Annotated in this window: 16 protein-coding genes; 8 read left to right on the top strand and 8 right to left on the bottom strand. The window is 39.3% G+C overall.

What is annotated here, in order from left to right:
* Window positions 1-45 precede the first annotated feature (45 nt).
* From NYE73_RS20390 to NYE73_RS20370, 5 genes are all read right to left on the bottom strand, one after another.
* A complete protein-coding gene (locus tag NYE73_RS20390) occupies window positions 46-591 on the bottom strand; it encodes a DUF3267 domain-containing protein (RefSeq protein WP_016992098.1) in 546 nt (181 codons plus the stop codon).
* 205 nt (window positions 592-796) lie between these two features.
* Entirely contained in the window at window positions 797-1,357 is a 561-nt protein-coding gene (locus NYE73_RS20385) for an HTH-type transcriptional regulator Hpr (protein WP_004230760.1), read from the bottom strand.
* 157 nt (window positions 1,358-1,514) lie between these two features.
* Complete coding sequence (locus NYE73_RS20380; RefSeq protein WP_048391751.1) at window positions 1,515-1,910, bottom strand: YtxH domain-containing protein; 396 nt, start codon at window positions 1,908-1,910, stop codon at window positions 1,515-1,517.
* 134 nt (window positions 1,911-2,044) lie between these two features.
* Complete coding sequence (locus tag NYE73_RS20375; protein WP_259949846.1) at window positions 2,045-2,581, bottom strand: tryptophan transporter; 537 nt, start codon at window positions 2,579-2,581, stop codon at window positions 2,045-2,047.
* 148 nt (window positions 2,582-2,729) lie between these two features.
* Window positions 2,730-3,143 (bottom strand): HIT family protein, encoded by a 414-nt coding sequence (locus NYE73_RS20370; protein WP_048391747.1) that lies wholly within the window; start codon window positions 3,141-3,143, stop codon window positions 2,730-2,732.
* 104 nt (window positions 3,144-3,247) lie between these two features.
* Between NYE73_RS20370 and NYE73_RS20365 the strand changes: the two genes are divergently transcribed.
* Window positions 3,248-3,997, top strand: coding sequence for an ABC transporter ATP-binding protein (locus NYE73_RS20365; protein ID WP_066037077.1), 750 nt, complete (start codon window positions 3,248-3,250; stop codon window positions 3,995-3,997).
* A complete protein-coding gene (locus NYE73_RS20360; RefSeq protein ID WP_066037078.1) occupies window positions 3,981-5,162 on the top strand; it encodes an ABC transporter permease in 1,182 nt (393 codons plus the stop codon). The genes NYE73_RS20365 and NYE73_RS20360 overlap by 17 nt, the downstream gene beginning before the upstream one ends.
* Window positions 5,163-5,230: 68 nt before the next feature.
* On the opposite strand, the gene NYE73_RS20355 is transcribed toward NYE73_RS20360, so the two are convergent.
* A complete protein-coding gene (locus NYE73_RS20355; RefSeq protein WP_048391740.1) occupies window positions 5,231-5,749 on the bottom strand; it encodes an antibiotic biosynthesis monooxygenase family protein in 519 nt (172 codons plus the stop codon).
* Between the two features lie 233 nt (window positions 5,750-5,982).
* Between NYE73_RS20355 and hemE the strand changes: the two genes are divergently transcribed.
* The 3 genes from hemE to hemY all read left to right on the top strand — a co-directional run bounded on the left by hemE (window position 5,983) and on the right by hemY (window position 9,544).
* Window positions 5,983-7,032 (top strand): uroporphyrinogen decarboxylase, encoded by a 1,050-nt coding sequence (hemE, locus tag NYE73_RS20350; RefSeq protein WP_048391738.1) that lies wholly within the window; start codon window positions 5,983-5,985, stop codon window positions 7,030-7,032.
* Window positions 7,033-7,187: 155 nt separating this feature from the next.
* On the top strand, window positions 7,188-8,108 hold the full coding sequence (gene hemH, locus NYE73_RS20345) for a ferrochelatase (protein WP_048391736.1): 921 nt from the start codon (window positions 7,188-7,190) through the stop codon (window positions 8,106-8,108).
* A gap of 14 nt (window positions 8,109-8,122) precedes the next feature.
* Entirely contained in the window at window positions 8,123-9,544 is a 1,422-nt protein-coding gene (gene hemY / locus NYE73_RS20340) for a protoporphyrinogen oxidase (protein WP_048391734.1), read from the top strand.
* 139 nt (window positions 9,545-9,683) lie between these two features.
* On the opposite strand, the gene NYE73_RS20335 is transcribed toward hemY, so the two are convergent.
* Together NYE73_RS20335 and NYE73_RS20330 are read right to left on the bottom strand one after the other, a co-directional pair.
* Window positions 9,684-12,146, bottom strand: a complete 2,463-nt coding sequence (locus NYE73_RS20335) for a beta strand repeat-containing protein (RefSeq protein ID WP_340815698.1) — start codon at window positions 12,144-12,146, stop codon at window positions 9,684-9,686.
* Window positions 12,147-12,325: 179 nt separating this feature from the next.
* Window positions 12,326-13,411 (bottom strand): glycosyltransferase family 2 protein, encoded by a 1,086-nt coding sequence (locus tag NYE73_RS20330; protein ID WP_112116627.1) that lies wholly within the window; start codon window positions 13,409-13,411, stop codon window positions 12,326-12,328.
* 303 nt (window positions 13,412-13,714) lie between these two features.
* On the opposite strand from NYE73_RS20330, the gene NYE73_RS20325 reads away from it, so the two are divergent.
* Genes NYE73_RS20325 through NYE73_RS20315 form a run of 3 tightly spaced genes read left to right on the top strand, consistent with a single transcriptional unit; the run spans window position 13,715 to window position 16,631 of the window.
* Window positions 13,715-14,563: a YncE family protein gene (locus tag NYE73_RS20325; RefSeq protein ID WP_259956430.1), complete on the top strand. Its 849-nt coding sequence runs from the start codon at window positions 13,715-13,717 to the stop codon at window positions 14,561-14,563.
* Window positions 14,563-15,246: a response regulator transcription factor gene (locus tag NYE73_RS20320; protein ID WP_004230448.1), complete on the top strand. Its 684-nt coding sequence runs from the start codon at window positions 14,563-14,565 to the stop codon at window positions 15,244-15,246. Before NYE73_RS20325 ends, NYE73_RS20320 begins: the two co-directional genes overlap by 1 nt.
* Entirely contained in the window at window positions 15,243-16,631 is a 1,389-nt protein-coding gene (locus NYE73_RS20315) for a sensor histidine kinase (protein WP_048390812.1), read from the top strand. The genes NYE73_RS20320 and NYE73_RS20315 overlap by 4 nt, the downstream gene beginning before the upstream one ends.

Below are 16,631 nucleotides of genomic sequence, written 5' to 3'. Positions count from 1 at the left end.
TAATAGCATAACAAAGAACGTCAATAAAAAACAAGTACAAGCAATTTAGTGAACGGTCGGTGGAACTAAAATTTCATAGCCTTTAGGTGTTTCCTCTATTTGTGAATTTTTAGGTGAATTCAAGAGATACTTTACGTAAAGGATATCAATCAGGCATAGACTACAGTGATAGGCTAACAGCAATGTCCCATAATGGGTATAGGCTGGTAAAAGCCATGTTCCAACTATAATACTAGTATTTAGAACGATAAAAGGCGTAAGTAATGCTAAGATGTATCGATTTTTAGATAATGGCTCTCGAATTCGCATGTGTAAAACAGGAATTATATAAAACTGACTACGTACACGTAATTTTAAATGTTGGCGTAAATCAAATAGGGCCACAAAGTGCAAAAATTTGTGAATGGGATAAAGTGTTAGCACAGCTATCACAAAGAGCCAGAATAGTCGATCTGTATAATGCTCTTCATTAAATAAATTAAACGTTACATACGAAACAGAAAAGACCAATAAAAAAGTAATGACACCCATTATAATAATACGCGTAGTACCGTAATGATGTTCTAAATTTAAAATTTTCCAGCAATGCATGGTTTTTTATCAACTCCGAATAGGAAGTGTCCTATTTAATGTAAATTGAATTATGTTAGAATGCAAGAAAAAGGAGGTACTTCAGAAATATTTCTGAAATACCTCCTTTCACATGACTCATTCCTGAATGAACAGTAGTATAACTCATTTATGTTCAACTTATAAATAATTGCAGGAAAAATTATGTGCAGTTTGAAGCTTCGTCTTATCCTTTTACAGGTGTGCGTTCTTCTAGTGTGTCAAAGGAATCACGGAAATGTTGGAAAGAGCGTTCGAAAATATCGATGAAATCTTCACCATAGATATTACGAATAACAGCCATTACATCTAAAAAATCAGGGAAACGGCCATATAAATCTTTTAATGCTAATGATCCTTCCAGTACGGAATGATACGTATTATGGTAGTTTTTATTCATCTCTATAATGAGCTCTGTGCCAGCTTCTGTAAGTTCAACATACGTATTACGTTTATCGTCATCACGCTTGGAAAACTTAAGAAAGCCACGCTCTTCTAATTTTTTGGAGAAATTAAATGCTGTAGAAACATGCATCACGCCAAATTTAGCAACATCAGAAATGGAAGCGCCTTTTAAGTGGTATGAAATCCATAAAATATGGTGTTCATTAATATTTAAATCATAAGGTTTAATCCATTGTTGCCAATCCTTTTCAACCGCTTTCCACAGCGCTTTTGATAACTGTGCGATTCTTTGACTATAAAGCATCGCTTCTTTTTGTGTATATAATTCCTCTGACAAAGCCATCACCTACTGCTTTCTTTCACATTTTTAAAAATATTATAGCAGTAAAGGAAAAAAGTTTAAAGTTAGAAAAATTAAAAAATTGAAAAGTGGCTAAAAAATAATATTATAGCAATAGTTTTTGATAAAAATACAGATTATCTAACTATTGATAAGGACTTTAGTCGCTAACTTTTTCTTGAGGTTTTTTCTTATTTTCTGTAATTTGTGCAATGTTTTTCTCGATTTCGCTTATCGAATTCTGTAAAGCATCTAATTCTTGTTGTAAATTATTTTTCGTTGGTTCGATTTCTTCAGTAAAAGTCGTAATTGTTTGCTTTAAATCATTTATTATTTGTGGGATATTATTTTTTACTTCATTTGTTAATGTGTTAACAGATTGTTTAACAGTTCCTACTTGTTGTTTTACATCAAGGAGCATACCCTTTGTTTGGTCAACATTTTGTTTAACAGAAGCACGTAGCTGTTGCCCAGATTGTGGCGTGGAGAAAAGTACAGCGATTGTCCCACCGATAATTCCTGTCGTTAGTCCAAGTAAAAATGGTTTTGCTTTCATATTAGATACCTCATTTCTAGTCATGTTTATTTACTATTAAACCATGAAATGCACCAATACAAAAAGAAAAAAGAAACTAAACGAGTGATTTGACCGTCACAGTTTAGTTTCTTTTGATTATTTAAAGTGTTTATTTATGAAATTTGAGAAATAGCTGTATTGAATTTAGAGCGCTTCACTAATTTTGAAACAATTGGATAAATAACGGCAAACGCAACAACGTTAAATACGACAGCTGGAAGGACAACGCCAATAAATAGCATCGCAAACGTCGCGCCAACATTTGCATTAAACACAAAAAGCGCTACTACTAAGAAGACAGTTCCTGAAAGAATTGTTCCCAAGCCAACTAAGACAGCAGATACGGCGAAATGACCTGCCAGTTTTTTGAGAATGATTAAAGCAGCTAAAAATACAAAACCAGTAACAGCTTTATCAATAATATTTGGAACTAGACCTGCTGGGAATGTTGTAAATAAACCTGAAAGCACCCCTGTTGAAAGAGAAAGTAGGAACGTTTCTTTCACTGTTGGGAATAATAGAATACCAATAAACATCATGGTTAACATAAAATCAGGCTTCATTCCATTCACCATTCCTGGTGTAACCACATAAAGTGCAGCACCGACACCTACTAACAGTGCCATTAATACTAAATTCTTTGTATTCATTTGAATCTCTCCTCGACTATGCTAATCTATTTGTCTCCTAACGTGTCCTCTTGACCGCTAGCGAAACTTATTTGTGATTGTACGCTAAATTTTAAAAATTTGCAATACAGCATTCTGAACATTCAGATGTTAATATATTACAAATGGCTTATAGATTGGCTTTAATACTTTCTGCTACTTCTGACAACTGCTCTGGTGAGTACTTTTGTGTTTGCCAAATTAAGCCTAGCCCTTCTTTTTCATCGTAACGCGGAATAAAATGTAAGTGGTAGTGGAAAACAGTTTGTCCAGCTGCAGCACCGTTGTTATTAATGGTATTCAAACCAATCGGCTGAAATGCTGCTTTAATTGCATTTGCAATTTTTGGTGCCACAGCATATAGATTACGAGCCACTTCCTCTGGCATTTCAAATAAATCTTTGCAGTGATGCTTTGGAATTAATAGTGTATGGCCCTTTGCAACAGGTGAAATGTCTGTGAATGCATAGACATGATCGTCTTCATAAATTTTTGTACTTGGAATGGAACCATCAATAATTTTGCAAAATAGGCAATCGCTCATAAGAATTTCCCCCTTAACGTATATGTAAGTACATTCTATCATACTCAAACCTGTATCATTTGCTAATTTTTGATAAAATATAATACAAGAAGAGGAGTGAGAATATGTCAGTATTAGAGGTACAACATGTGACAGGTGGTTATACAAGAAAACCTGTTATTAAAGATCTATCTTTTACGATTGGAGAAGGTGAACTAGTTGGCTTAATCGGCTTAAATGGAGCTGGGAAAAGTACAACGATTAAACATATTATAGGAACAATGTTGCCAAAGGAAGGGGACATTCGTCTAAATGGTGTAACATTAAAGGAAGATACGGACAAGTATCGTACAGCCTTTTCCTATATTCCTGAAACCCCTGTATTATACGATGAGCTAACATTAAGAGAGCATTTAGAATTAACTGCAATGGCTTACGGTATTGACAAAGCAACACTCGATGCTCGTTCTGAGGTACTGTTAAAAGAATTTCGAATGGAGAAAAGATTAAATTGGTTCCCTTCACATTTTTCAAAGGGAATGCGTCAAAAAGTTATGATTATGTGTGCCTTTTTAGTGAATCCAAGTCTATATATTATTGATGAACCTTTTGTGGGATTGGATCCATTAGGTATTCAATCGTTATTAGATCAAATGGATGAAAAGAAAAAAGAAGGCGCTTCTATATTAATGTCTACACATATTCTATCAACAGCTGAAAAGCATTGTGATCGCATTATCTTATTGCATGAAGGAAGAGTTCGAGCACAAGGAACAATGGCTGATTTACGTCAATCATTTGCTATGCCGTATGCGACATTAGATGACCTCTATATTGCTATGACAAAGGAGCGGGACCATGAAGAACTTGCGTGATGTATGGTCCTCTCGCTTCATGCATTATATAGGAGAAGTACAAAAATATATGCAATTTATTTTTACAGGGCATATTGCTATCGTACTTGTATTTCTAATAGGAGCAGGGGGCTATCAATATAGCGAATGGCTGAAAGTTGTTCAAACAGACTTTCCAGCAGAAGTCCTGATAGCTGTTATCATCGGGATTTTATTGGCCTTTAGCCGTCCGACTACATTGTTGAGAGAGCCAGATCAAGTATACTTATTACCTTTAGAATCAAAGATGTCTTTGTACTTCAGCAAGGCGTTGGCTTGGACGTTTTGGTCTCAGGTGTGGATTGTAGCGATTGTCTATATTGTTAGTATCCCTTTATTAAAAGCCGTGACTGAATTAACAACGGTCGAAATATGGACAATATTTTTACTTACTATTGTGTTGAAATATCTAAGTGTTCGAGGAGAATTCAGCTATCGTTATAGTGAACGAGGGCAGATGGTTTGGGTGGATAGGTTTATCCGAGCTGTCATTTTTGCAGCTACTATTTATATGGGGCTCCATGCACAGTTGTTATTAGCAGTAATCGCGACAGTTATTAGTGTTGTTTATATGATGGTCTTTAGTAAAAAATCAGTTGGTGAACCAGTGCCGTATGAGCATTTTGTCAAGCTTGAACAGAATCGTATGATGAGCTTCTATCGTTTTGCAAATTATTTTACAGATGTACCTCATTTACACGGTAGCATTCGCCGTCGAAGCTGGATGGACTGGCTCTATAAATTTGTACCATACGGTAAGGAAAATGCTCAAAAGTACTTGGTATTTCGTACCTTTATTCGAACAGATGACCATTTCTATTTATGGGTACGCCTTACTGCTATTTCAGCAATCATTGCAGCATTTGTAGATATTCCTGTCGTTACATGGATTGTAGCAGGTGCACTCAGCTTTGCGACAACTATTCAGTTAAAACAAGCTCTGTTATCCAGTGGCGAATTTCGAATGGACATGCTCTATCCGTTACCAGATCATGCTCGTCAACTAGCTGTGAAGCAAATTGTGCGTTTAGCCATGATTACACAAGCTATTGTTGTGGGCTTATGTGCTATGACACAACCAATGTTTTATATTGCCTTTATCATTGTTTTGGTGATTAGTGAATTAACGTCGAAGGTTTCAAAGTAGAAATAGAATACTAAAAAGCTCATTTACCAATGATATTGTTGGATAAATGAGCTTTTAATTATTTAAACTTATTGTGAATCTTCTTCTTTTGGTATAGCACTATAGGTTGTTACATAAGAAGCTGCTGAGAAGATGTTTTGCTGGCGTATCCCAGTTGAATCATCTCTTCTAGCATGGGCAGTTTCATAGGCTTTAGAGCTCTTCCATGCGTCAAATGAATGAGGTCCATGCCATTGAGTCATGACAATGTAAGTATCACTCTTGATAGGCCTTAATAAACGGAAGGCAACAAAGCCAGGCTCGTTTTCAATAGCGCGTGAACGTTCTAAAAAGCGATGCTCGAAAACTGGTCTTCCTTCATCTGTTACAGGAATATTGTTGAAAACAAAGAAACCGTGTTCCTCTAAATCATTTACTGAATCTAGCACTTCAAATTTACGAGGTGTCGCAAATACTGTTTTTCCTTCTGTTTCATGTATCAGTACAGAGTTACCTTCCCCATGAATTAAAATCATATGTTCATTAGGATACTTATTTTTTACCTGTTCCAAAAAATCGCCAGTACCAGAAGTTAAATAAATATACATGAATTTATCCTCCTTATGAATCTTACTAATATAGCGTGATTATACCCTTTCTGGCGTAAGTCTAACGCTCCGCTCAAAAAGAATATGCCGAGAAAGAACAATTTTATGACATTTCACTAGGAAAACTATACAATAACAGAGGAAGCGTTTACTATTGGAAACGGATATCAATAATAAAGGAATAAACATGCGATTTTTTATAGTAAGAATTTAACGAGGGGAAGGAACTATTCATGACAACTTTTAATGATACACTTCTACGTGCTGCACGTGGAGAAAGGACCGCACATACACCAGTTTGGTATATGCGTCAGGCAGGACGTTCTCAGCCAGAATACCGTGCCATTAAAGAAAAGTATTCCTTAGAGGAAATTACACATCAACCTGAGCTATGTGCGTATGTCACTCGTCTACCTGTAGAAAATTACAATGTAGATGCTGCTATTTTATATAAAGATATTGTCACACCTCTCCCTGGAATTGGGATAGATGTGAAAATCAAGGCAGGTGTTGGTCCTGTTATTTCAAATCCTATTCGTTCAGTAGCGGATGTAGAAAAATTAGGTGAATTCAATGCTAAAGAGCATACACCATTTGTATTAGAAACAATCAAGTTACTTGCAGAAGAGCAATTAAATGTACCTCTAATCGGTTTTGCTGGAGCCCCATTCACACTTGCAAGCTACATGATTGAAGGTGGTCCTTCAAGAAACTATAATAAAACAAAATCATTTATGGTATCTGAACCTCAAGCTTGGTTTGCTTTAATGGATAAACTCGCTGACATGATTATTGCAGATGTAACGGCTCAAATTAAAGCTGGTGCAAAAGCTATCCAAGTGTTCGACTCATGGGTTGGAGCCTTAAATGTAGAGGATTACCGTGTATTTATTAAACCGATTATGACTCGTATTTTTGCAGAGTTGCAAAAAGAAAATGTACCATTAATTCAATTTGGAGTGGGTGCTAGCCATTTAGCAAAGGAATGGAATGATTTACCGATAGATGTTGTGGGCTTAGATTGGCGTTTACCGATTAAAGATGCACGTGCCAATGGTATTACCAAGCCTGTACAAGGAAACTTAGATCCATCCCTATTACTTGCAGATTGGTCAGTTATTGAAAAACGAACGAAAGATATTATTGATCAAGGTCTAGAAATGCCAGGTCATATCTTTAATCTTGGTCATGGTGTTTTCCCAGAGGTTGACCCAGATGTCTTAAAACGTCTTACAACACTTATTCATGAATATAGTGCTCAACAAATTCAAGCTCGTTCTTAATGGAAGTCAATCAAGCGTGAATAATATGTCCTTTTCTACATAGGGAATTTTAATTTCAATGTAGAAAAGGAGCTGTCCAACAATCAAGATTGGGCAGCTTCTTTTTATCACATAATGTATGAAAAACATAAAACAATTTTAGAGGTGAAAAGGTAATGAAAGAAGTTAAAGGCTTACTAGTAATGGCATATGGAACACCTTATAAAGAAGAAGATATTGAACCTTACTATACGCATATTCGTCATGGACGTAAACCTTCTGCAGAGCATTTAGAAGATTTGCGTAGCCGGTATGAAGCAATCGGTGGTTTATCCCCATTAGCTGCGGCAACACAAGCACAAGCTGAAGCATTATGTACACGTTTGAACGAAGTACAGGATGCTGTAGAATATAAATTGTTTATTGGTTTAAAACATATTCATCCATTTATAGAAGATGCAGTAGAGCAAATGGTGGAGGAGGGCATAAAAGAAGCGGTTTCTATTGTTTTAGCTCCTCATTTCTCTACTTTCTCAATTAAGTCTTATAATGGTCGTGCTGAAGAGGCCGCAGGAGGTCGCTTAAAGATAACTTCTGTGGAATCTTGGTATGACGAGCCCAAATTCATAGAATACTGGAAACAACAAGTGAATGAGACATTCAATGCAATGTCAGAAGAAGAACGTGAGACAGCTTGTCTAATTGTATCAGCACATTCATTGCCTGAAAAAATTAAAAACTTAGGTGATCCATATGAAGATCAACTAATTGAAACAGCTCGTCTTATTCAAGCTGCGACTGGTTTAAAAAATGTAGAGGTTGGCTGGCAATCAGCAGGCCAAACACCAGAGCCTTGGATTGGTCCAGATGTTCAAGACTTAACACGTGAGCTATTCGAAGAAAAAGGTTTCCGTTCATTTGTTTATACACCAGTAGGTTTCGTAACAGAGCATTTAGAAGTGTTGTATGACAACGATTTTGAATGTAAAGTTGTTTGTGATGAACTTGGTGCAAAATACTATCGTCCAGCGATGCCAAATACACATCCTTTATTTATTGATGCGATGGTAGAGGCGATTCATAAAAAATTAAGCTAAGCGAAAAGAAAGTGATGATGTTGGTGACTCAGAAAAGACGAAAGGTAGTTGTCGTAGGCGGTGGCATTACAGGCCTTACAGCTGCGTTCTATATGCAAAAAGAAGCAAGCGCAAAAGAATTGCCATTAGATATCGTACTTGTCGAGTCGTCATTACGTCTTGGCGGAAAAATTCAAACTCTAAGAAAAGATGGCTTTATTATTGAGCGTGGGCCAGAATCTTTTTTTGATCGTGAAAACTATGTCAATGATTTAGCAAAGGATCTTGGGATCGAACAGAAACTATTAACAAGTAATGCGGGTCCAAACTATATAGCTGTTGGTAGTCAGTTATATCCAATACCTAGTCATCTCTTATCTGGAGAGACACCGCATATCTCTTCATTCATAACTTCAGGCTTGTTCTCACTAAGTGGTAAAGTTCGTGCGGCGGGGGACTTTTTCATTCCCCGTTCTACACAGGATGACGATCAACCGTTAGGCGCTTTTTTTAGAAGAAGATTTGGTGCTGAGATAGTGGAAAATCTAGTAGAGCCCCTACTAGCAGGTACATTTGCAGGGGATATTGAGCAGTTAAGTATGAGCTCAACCTTCCCACAGCTTTATAGTTTAGAACAACAATATCGTAGTTTGCTGATTGGTATGAAGAAGTCAGGCACGAATTTCTTAAGCAATCATCACATAGCTGAAAATAAAGGTATCTTTCAAACCTTTAGCAATGGCCTTGAAACACTCATTGAAAGTATAGAAGAATCACTACTTCCGGGGACAGTGATGAAGGGTGTCAAAGTAGAGGAAATAGAGCATGGCAAGGATGGTTCAGTTCAGGTGATGCTCAATAATTTTTCACATATCAAAGCAGATGCTGTTATTATTGCCACCCCCTTTAATATGGCTGAAAAAATGTTTAGTAAGTTAAGTCTATTACATGAATTGGGCACAATGAAGGCTGCTACTATTGCAACCGTTACAATGGCCTTTAAAAAGGAACAACTCGGTGATTTAGATGCACTTTCTTTTTATGTCTCTCGAAATAGTGATTTTTCAATTACTTCCTGCACTTGGATGAATCGAAAATGGCCAGGTACTTCACCAAAGGATTTTGTATTATTACGCAGTTATATTGGTCGAGTGGGCGACGAAGCGATTGTGGCTTTATCGGATACGGAGATCGAAAAAACCGTGCTACAGGATTTACAGAAAACGATTGGTATCGATGGCGCACCTGTCACAACGGTTGTAACACGTTGGAAAAATGCGATGCCACAATATACAGTTGGCCACGAGGCGAAAGTCCTTCGTATCAAACAAGAATTACAAGAACATTTTCCAACTGTAAAGCTTGCAGGAAGCTCGTTTGAAGGAATATCAATTCCGGAATGTGTACAGCAAGGTAAACAGGTTGCGAATGAAGTATTAATGGAAATGTTCAAGTAATGCAAATCAGATAGTACAAACATTTATTATCAATGTTTGTACTATTTTTTATATTGTTACATGAAAAAGAAATAGCAAACCACTATTTTGTGGTTTGCTATTTCTACTAAGAGCTGTATTGCTGATTAATGTCCTAACTCTAAGAAATTCGATGACATGACCAAACAATACCACCAGAGTTAGCGCCGCCTAGTGTAAGAGAGATAGTCAATCCATTTGCTTCATAGAACAAATCAATCGTATCTCCAGCATTTAAATTCACTTCTCCTGCTAAAGTGATTGTGCCATTTCCAAGAACTGCGCGTAAAGTTAATACAAGCGCCACATTGACATTTAGTACAGGGAACAAGCCACTAATTAAATTTGTAGTAGCATTTTGTCTAATTGCAAATGAAGGGTTTATTCCTGCTCCTAAAGTAACGGTAATAGCCGCAGCAGTGGAGTAGTTAATGGTTGCTTCAAAGGAATACCTACCTGTAGTTGGTACAGTGAATATCCCAGTTGTTGGATTGAAAGCAGGTGTTGTAAAGTATGGTGAAGCAACACTCCAGTTAGTGATTGAAGTAGATCCACTAACAGCCAACGTGTTTTTAAAGGCAGAGAATCCTTCAGAAAACGCAGGCCCAGTAGCACCCGTAGCGCCAGTTACACCAGTAACGCCGGTAGCGCCAGTTACACCAGTAACGCCGGTAGCCCCAGTTACACCCGTAGAACCAGTCACGCCAGTAGCGCCAGTAGGCCCAGTCTCACCCGTAGAACCAGTCAAGCCAGTAGCGCCGGTTACCCCAGTAGCGCCAGTAGGTCCGATTGCGCCAGTTACACCAGTAACGCCGGTAGCGCCAGTTACACCAGTAACGCCGGTAGCGCCAGTTACACCAGTAACGCCGGTAGCCCCAGTTACACCCGTAGAACCAGTAACCCCAGTAGCGCCAGTAGGCCCAGTCTCACCCGTAGAACCAGTCAAGCCAGTAGCGCCGGTTACCCCAGTAGCGCCAGTAGGTCCGATTGCGCCAGTAACGCCAGTAGTGCCCGTAGAACCAGTAACGCCAGTAGGTCCGATTGCGCCAGTCGCGCCCGTAGAACCAGCAACACCGGTAGCCCCAGTTACCCCAGTAGCGCCAGTAGGTCCGATTGCACCAGTCAAGCCAGTAGTGCCCGTAGAACCAGTAACGCCAGTAGGTCCGATTGCACCAGTCAAGCCAGTAGCCCCGGTTATCCCAGTAGCGCCAGTAGGTCCGATTGTGCCAGTCGCGCCCGTAGAACCAGCAACACCGGTAGCCCCAGTTACCCCAGTAGCGCCAGTAGCCCCGGTTACACCCGTAGAACCCGTAGCGCCGGTCACACCCGTAGCGCCAGTAGGTCCGATTGCACCAGTCAAGCCAGTAGCCCCGGTAATCCCAGTAGCGCCCGTAGCTCCAGTAACGCCAGTAACGCCAGTAGCGCCAGTAGCGCCAGTAGGTCCGATTGCGCCAGTCGCGCCAGTAGAACCAGCAACACCGCTAGCCCCAGTTACCCCAGTAGCGCCAGTAGGTCCGATTGCACCAGTCACGCCGGTAGCCCCGGTTACCCCAGTAGGTCCGATTGCGCCAGTCAAGCCAGTAGCGCCGGTTACCCCAGTAGCGCCAGTAGGTCCGATTGCACCAGTCAAGCCAGTAGCCCCGGTTACACCCGTAGAACCAGTAACCCCAGTAGCGCCAGTAGGCCCGGTATCACCCGTAGCCCCAGTTACCCCAGTAATGCCAGTAGCGCCGGTTACCCCAGTAGAACCAGTAGCGCCAGTAGCCCCAGTTACACCCGTAGAACCAGTAACACCAGTAGCGCCGGTCACACCCGTAGAACCAGTAACGCCAGTAGCGCCGGTCTCACCCGTAGCCCCAGCAACGCCGGTAGCGCCGGTAGCCCCAGTTACACCAGTAACGCCCGTAGAACCAGCAACACCGGTAGCCCCAGTTACTCCAGTAGTGCCAGTAGCGCCGGTATCACCCGTAGCCCCAGCAACGCCGGTAGCGCCGGTAGCGCCAGTAGCCCCGGTTACTCCAGTAACGCCCGTAGAACCAGTAGCGCCGGTCTCGCCCGTAGCCCCAGCAACGCCGGTAGCGCCGGTAGCGCCAGTAGCCCCAGCAACACCGGAAGCCCCAGTTACACCAGTAGTGCCAGTAGCGCCGGTTACTCCAGTAGAACCAGTAGCGCCAGTAGCCCCGGATACACCCGTAGAACCAGTAGAACCAGTAGCCCCGGTCACACCCGTAGAACCAGTAACGCCAGTAGCGCCGGTCTCACCTGTAGCCCCAGCAACGCCGGTAGCGCCAGTAACGCCGGTAGCGCCAGTAGCGCCAGTAGCGCCGGTCACACCCGTAGCGCCAGTAGCGCCAGTAACGCCGGTAGCGCCAGTAACGCCGGTAGCGCCAGTAGCCCCAGTAACGCCAGTTACCCCCGTAGCGCCAGTCACACCTGTACTACCTGTAGGTCCAGTTATCCCCCCAGTCGGTCCTGTAGGTTTCACTGGCCAAATTGGACAACTTGGAATAGGACCAGTTTTACAACAACAAGGAAATGAATGACACTTACTGCAAACTCTATCTATAAAATTTCCAAAATGCATAATCTCACCTCCTCTCTCAAATATCGTATTCTGATGAATGATAAGGGAGGTAGACACATAACTATTAATTACTTGTAAATAGAGAGTTATTTATAGATTCGTTGCAACTGTATTTAAGATAATTGGATGTTTATCCTGCGAATAGGAGACGAAACTTTTTAGATGGTGATAGATATTTTTTAAGAGTCATTTTGATTGATTGTTAAAATACGCTTGAAATATTCTTTATTGTGTAGAATTTTTGGGTCATTCGGAATAAACGAGCCCGCTAATTCATTATGGGCATTGGCTAGTTCATATTGTTGTAAGCGATCGTAAAGAACACAGAGCTGTAAGTGGGGTAGCCATGTAGAAAAGCTTTTGTTTTGAAAGGGCGCATTTGGCTTCTGTTTAATCACTAGAGCTTGCTCATACCAAAATATAGCTTCGTAATTTCTGGATTGTTCCATAAAGTGATAACCTAGGCGACAGCAGGCTTCTGGTCGGGGGATATCGTATTCAAAGCTTCGTAGTATAGCGCTGAAATTGTTTTCTTTATCGTTTAAATGGGAATAGCAATCAGCTAATTTTAAGCAGGCACGTATGTTATCTTCAATCCACCCTAATTTGGACGTTAAAAATAATTCATAATAATAAATAGCTTCCTCAAACAGGCCATGATCTACTAATTCATTAGCAAAATAAAATGTATCACGTGGTGATAGTGTTTCTCCCGTTTCAATCAGTTGTCTATAAATCGTAATATTGCGGGAGTGATCATGGGTTAACGGTAAATGGCTGACAGCAACATCACTATCAAACAACATACCACAAACTTCTAAATATTCATGAACTGCACCAATCCATTGAAATTGCTTTTCCCTCCTGACAAGGCGATATCTTCTTATTAAGGCATCTGCATTTCCCTCATGATCGAAACTTAAATGATAATTCATAGAAACAGCATCAATGTCGGAAGTAAGAGATGCTTTGAGTGCCTTTAATTTTTGGCGGTCTTCCTCTAAAAAAACATCGTCAGCATCAAGCCAGAGGATGTATTCTTTTGTTGCTTGTTGAAAGGAAAAGTTTCGTGCTGCTGCAAAGTGATGTATCCATTTAAAATCAAAAATTCGGTCTGTATATTGTGCAACCACTTGCTTTGTACTATCTGTTGATCCCGTATCAACAATATTAATTTCATCTACTATATCTTTGACAGAGTCAAGACATCGACCAATAACATCTTCTTCATTTTTTACAATCATACATAAGCTAATGGATATCATACTCTATTCCTCCTTACCATTATCTTTGTAATATATGTAAGGACGGAAATATTGGTTGGATGATTGAACTGTTAGAAGAATTGCGCGCCTGATATGTGAAATGTATTTTCATGGTTTGTCATAAATTTACCTTCCAAGTTTCACCCGAATTTCACAATTGTGAAGTATAGTAAAGGGGCAGAGGTGATAAAGTTGAAAAAATGGGCATTCTTCATTTTTTCGTTACTACAAATTATATGGTTAGCGGGTTGCGCTGAAAAGTCATATGAACCCATTGAAAGGGAACGAAGTTTTATAGCTTCATTGAACATACAAGAGCCATCATTAGATTTTATTGATGAGGATGGGAATATGCTTGCGACATGGTTATTTGATAAGGCTTATTCAGGGGCCATATTATTAGGAGATGACCAAGTTTTATTATATGGACACCAACTAAATAACATCGACGTCTATACAATATCCACCGGAGAAAAGCTCTATTCAAAAAAAGTAGAGATTGGTACGACCAATGTATACTACGATGACAACATCAAGCAATTTTTTATCACGAATAGTAAAACCAATACAGTGACAAGCTTTGATCAAGAAGGCAATCAGCTAGCTTCACAACAACTTGGCAATTATCCAATGTCAATGACATCGTATAGGGATAAACTATATGTTATTAATTTTAAAGATACAAAGTTATCTGTATTAAATATGAAGGATTTAAAAATTGAGCAAGAGTGGCCGATTCAAAAGTCTGCACATGGAATAGTTGTTCTAGAAGAAAAACATGAGCTATGGGTAGGCGGTCATGGGGAAGGAAGTAAGCCAAATAGTTCTGTTAAAAAATATGATTTGACTACAGGTCAACTGCATGGAGAGATTGACATGCCTTTGATGCCAGTAGGAATAAAAAAGACCAAAGATGCTATTCTTGTTGTAAGTCATGGTCACAACGAGTTATATGTGGCTGACTTTGATGGCCATATCAAATGGCAGCAAGAGGTTGGGGCAAATCCATTTGTAGTGGATCAATTTAAAGATTATATTGTTGTCGCTGGCTATGATGATCACACATTGTATTTTATAAAAGATGGCCAGAAGGAAAAAACAGTTGATGTGGGGAAAGGTGCTTTTCAGCTGTTAGTAAGGGAGGAACAATGATGACAACTGTATTAATAGTTGATGATGAGCAGGATATGCGTAATTTAATTGAAATGATGCTCAATAACTCTGATATAGAGACATTTACTGCCGCTAGTGGAACTGAGGCTTACGATGTAATAGTGCGTGAAAATATAGATTTAGTATTACTTGATGTAATGATGCCACATGAGGATGGTTTTGTTGTTTGTCAAAGTATTCGGGCTATGTCCAATGTGCCGATTATTTTTTTAACTGCACGTGATGCGAATGAGGATAAAGTGAAAGGTCTTACACTTGGCGGAGATGATTATATTGTTAAGCCATTTACACATGATGAACTCGTAGCCAGAATTTATGCTGTATTAAGACGAAGTGGTGCAAATATTACAGAACTACAGCAAAAGTACGTAATTTTTGGCTCTATTAAAATAGATGAAATAGCACGAAAAGTATCCGTTGATGGAAAGAGTATTCCACTTACTTTAAAGGAATTTGAACTCTTACACTTATTTATGAAAAATCCAGGAAATGCCTATTCGAGAGAGCAATTATTAGAACGCATTTGGGATATTGATTATGTAGGTGGAACACGCACGGTAGATACACATATTAAAACTTTACGAATAAAGCTTGGAAAGGATGCGGCTTCGCATATTCAAACCGTTTGGGGTGTGGGCTACCGCTTTGATCCTGGCGAATGAAAAAAATTGCCACGCGCATTTGGTTGTTAATTTTCGCCTTTTTAATTATTACCGTCGTCTTTATGTATGTTCTCACAAATTTTTTATATCAACGTTTATATGTACAAGATACAGAAGATACAATGGTCGAAGTTGGATTGAAGCTACAAACAATGTATGACAATGGCAAGGTAACGGATGAATTTATTGCAGATATTGAAGAATTTAATGATTATTCCAATTTGAATATATTTGCGGTAAGGAATCCTCGTGAATTAAGTGCCTGTGTTCCATTTGATATCGATTATGAGACATTGATTGGTCCTGAGGAAAGACAAAAATTATTGGCAGGAAAGTATGTACAAAAAATTGGGTACGAGCCTCGCTTTGATCGACAACTTATTTCGGTGGTTGTACCACTTGTTGATCAAAATCGATTAGAAGGTATTATTTATATTTATTTCCCACTGGCCAAAATTAGTGAATTGGCAAATAGTGGCGTTATTTTATTGTTTATTAGTGCCTTCATATTTTTAGTAGTTGTTAGCTATTTAATTTATAAAGGGATTCGACATATTATGCGACCATTAAACGATTTACAGCTTGCAGTGGAGCAGATGTCCTATGGGAATTATGAGACTCGTGTACCTGTCAATTCACGAGATGAAATCGGTAAATTATCTAGTACCTTTAATAAAATGGCAGAGGCCATTCAGCAAGAGGATGAAGCACAAAAAACATTCTTGGCAACAGTCTCGCATGAATTACGAACACCAATTAGCTATGTAAAGGGCTATAGCGAAGCCATGCAAAATGGCATCATCACAGAAGGCCAAAAAGAAGAAACCATTCAGCTAATCGTCCGTGAGGCCAATCGCATGGAACGCTTAACAAACGAATTACTTCAACTGGCAAGAACAGAAAATGAACAAACTGACATTGATTTATATCCAATTCCGTTAGGTGAAACATTACGAGAGGTTCAAAAAATCTTAACGCATCAAGCAAATAAAAAGAACATAACTTTATATTTAGATGTAGATGATGCCCTAATTATTGAAGCGGATGAAGTAAAACTAAAACAAATTTTTATTAACATTGTTGAAAATGCGATTAATTACTCGCATGAAAATTCTAAGGTGGAAATTGTTGCTGCTGAAAAGGCTGGTAGTGCACAAATTACCATTAGGGATTATGGAATTGGTATTCCTGTCGAGGATTTAACCCATGTCACTGAACGATTTTATCGTGTTAACAAAGCTCGAAGTCGTGCGGACGGTGGTAGTGGACTAGGTTTATCGATTGTTGAACAGTTATTAAAACAGTTACAGGGAACGTTAGAAATTGAAAGTGTTGTTGAAAAAGGCACATCCGTGAAGATACGGTTGCCATTAATGGAGGATTAA

The organism is Lysinibacillus sp. FSL K6-0102 (assembly GCF_038003545.1).
GTDB classification, from domain to species: Bacteria; Bacillota; Bacilli; order Bacillales_A; family Planococcaceae; genus Lysinibacillus; species Lysinibacillus capsici.
Note: the sequence above shows the minus strand (reverse complement) of the source record. Positions and strands in the feature narration are given on the sequence as shown.

Bases quoted from the DNA above. Each gene is read 5' to 3' on its own strand.
- NYE73_RS20390 (WP_016992098.1), bottom strand. From the start codon at position 591: ATGCATTGCTGGAAAATTTTAAATTTAGAACATCATTACGGTACTACG.
- NYE73_RS20385 (WP_004230760.1), bottom strand. From the start codon at position 1,357: ATGGCTTTGTCAGAGGAATTATATACACAAAAAGAAGCGATGCTTTAT.
- NYE73_RS20380 (WP_048391751.1), bottom strand. From the start codon at position 1,910: ATGAAAGCAAAACCATTTTTACTTGGACTAACGACAGGAATTATCGGT.
- NYE73_RS20375 (WP_259949846.1), bottom strand. From the start codon at position 2,581: ATGAATACAAAGAATTTAGTATTAATGGCACTGTTAGTAGGTGTCGGT.
- NYE73_RS20370 (WP_048391747.1), bottom strand. From the start codon at position 3,143: ATGAGCGATTGCCTATTTTGCAAAATTATTGATGGTTCCATTCCAAGT.
- NYE73_RS20365 (WP_066037077.1), top strand. From the start codon at position 3,248: ATGTCAGTATTAGAGGTACAACATGTGACAGGTGGTTATACAAGAAAA.
- NYE73_RS20360 (WP_066037078.1), top strand. From the start codon at position 3,981: ATGAAGAACTTGCGTGATGTATGGTCCTCTCGCTTCATGCATTATATA.
- NYE73_RS20355 (WP_048391740.1), bottom strand. From the start codon at position 5,749: ATGTATATTTATTTAACTTCTGGTACTGGCGATTTTTTGGAACAGGTA.
- hemE (WP_048391738.1), top strand. From the start codon at position 5,983: ATGACAACTTTTAATGATACACTTCTACGTGCTGCACGTGGAGAAAGG.
- hemH (WP_048391736.1), top strand. From the start codon at position 7,188: ATGAAAGAAGTTAAAGGCTTACTAGTAATGGCATATGGAACACCTTAT.
- hemY (WP_048391734.1), top strand. From the start codon at position 8,123: ATGATGTTGGTGACTCAGAAAAGACGAAAGGTAGTTGTCGTAGGCGGT.
- NYE73_RS20335 (WP_340815698.1), bottom strand. From the start codon at position 12,146: ATGCATTTTGGAAATTTTATAGATAGAGTTTGCAGTAAGTGTCATTCA.
- NYE73_RS20330 (WP_112116627.1), bottom strand. From the start codon at position 13,411: ATGATATCCATTAGCTTATGTATGATTGTAAAAAATGAAGAAGATGTT.
- NYE73_RS20320 (WP_004230448.1), top strand. From the start codon at position 14,563: ATGACAACTGTATTAATAGTTGATGATGAGCAGGATATGCGTAATTTA.
- NYE73_RS20315 (WP_048390812.1), top strand. From the start codon at position 15,243: ATGAAAAAAATTGCCACGCGCATTTGGTTGTTAATTTTCGCCTTTTTA.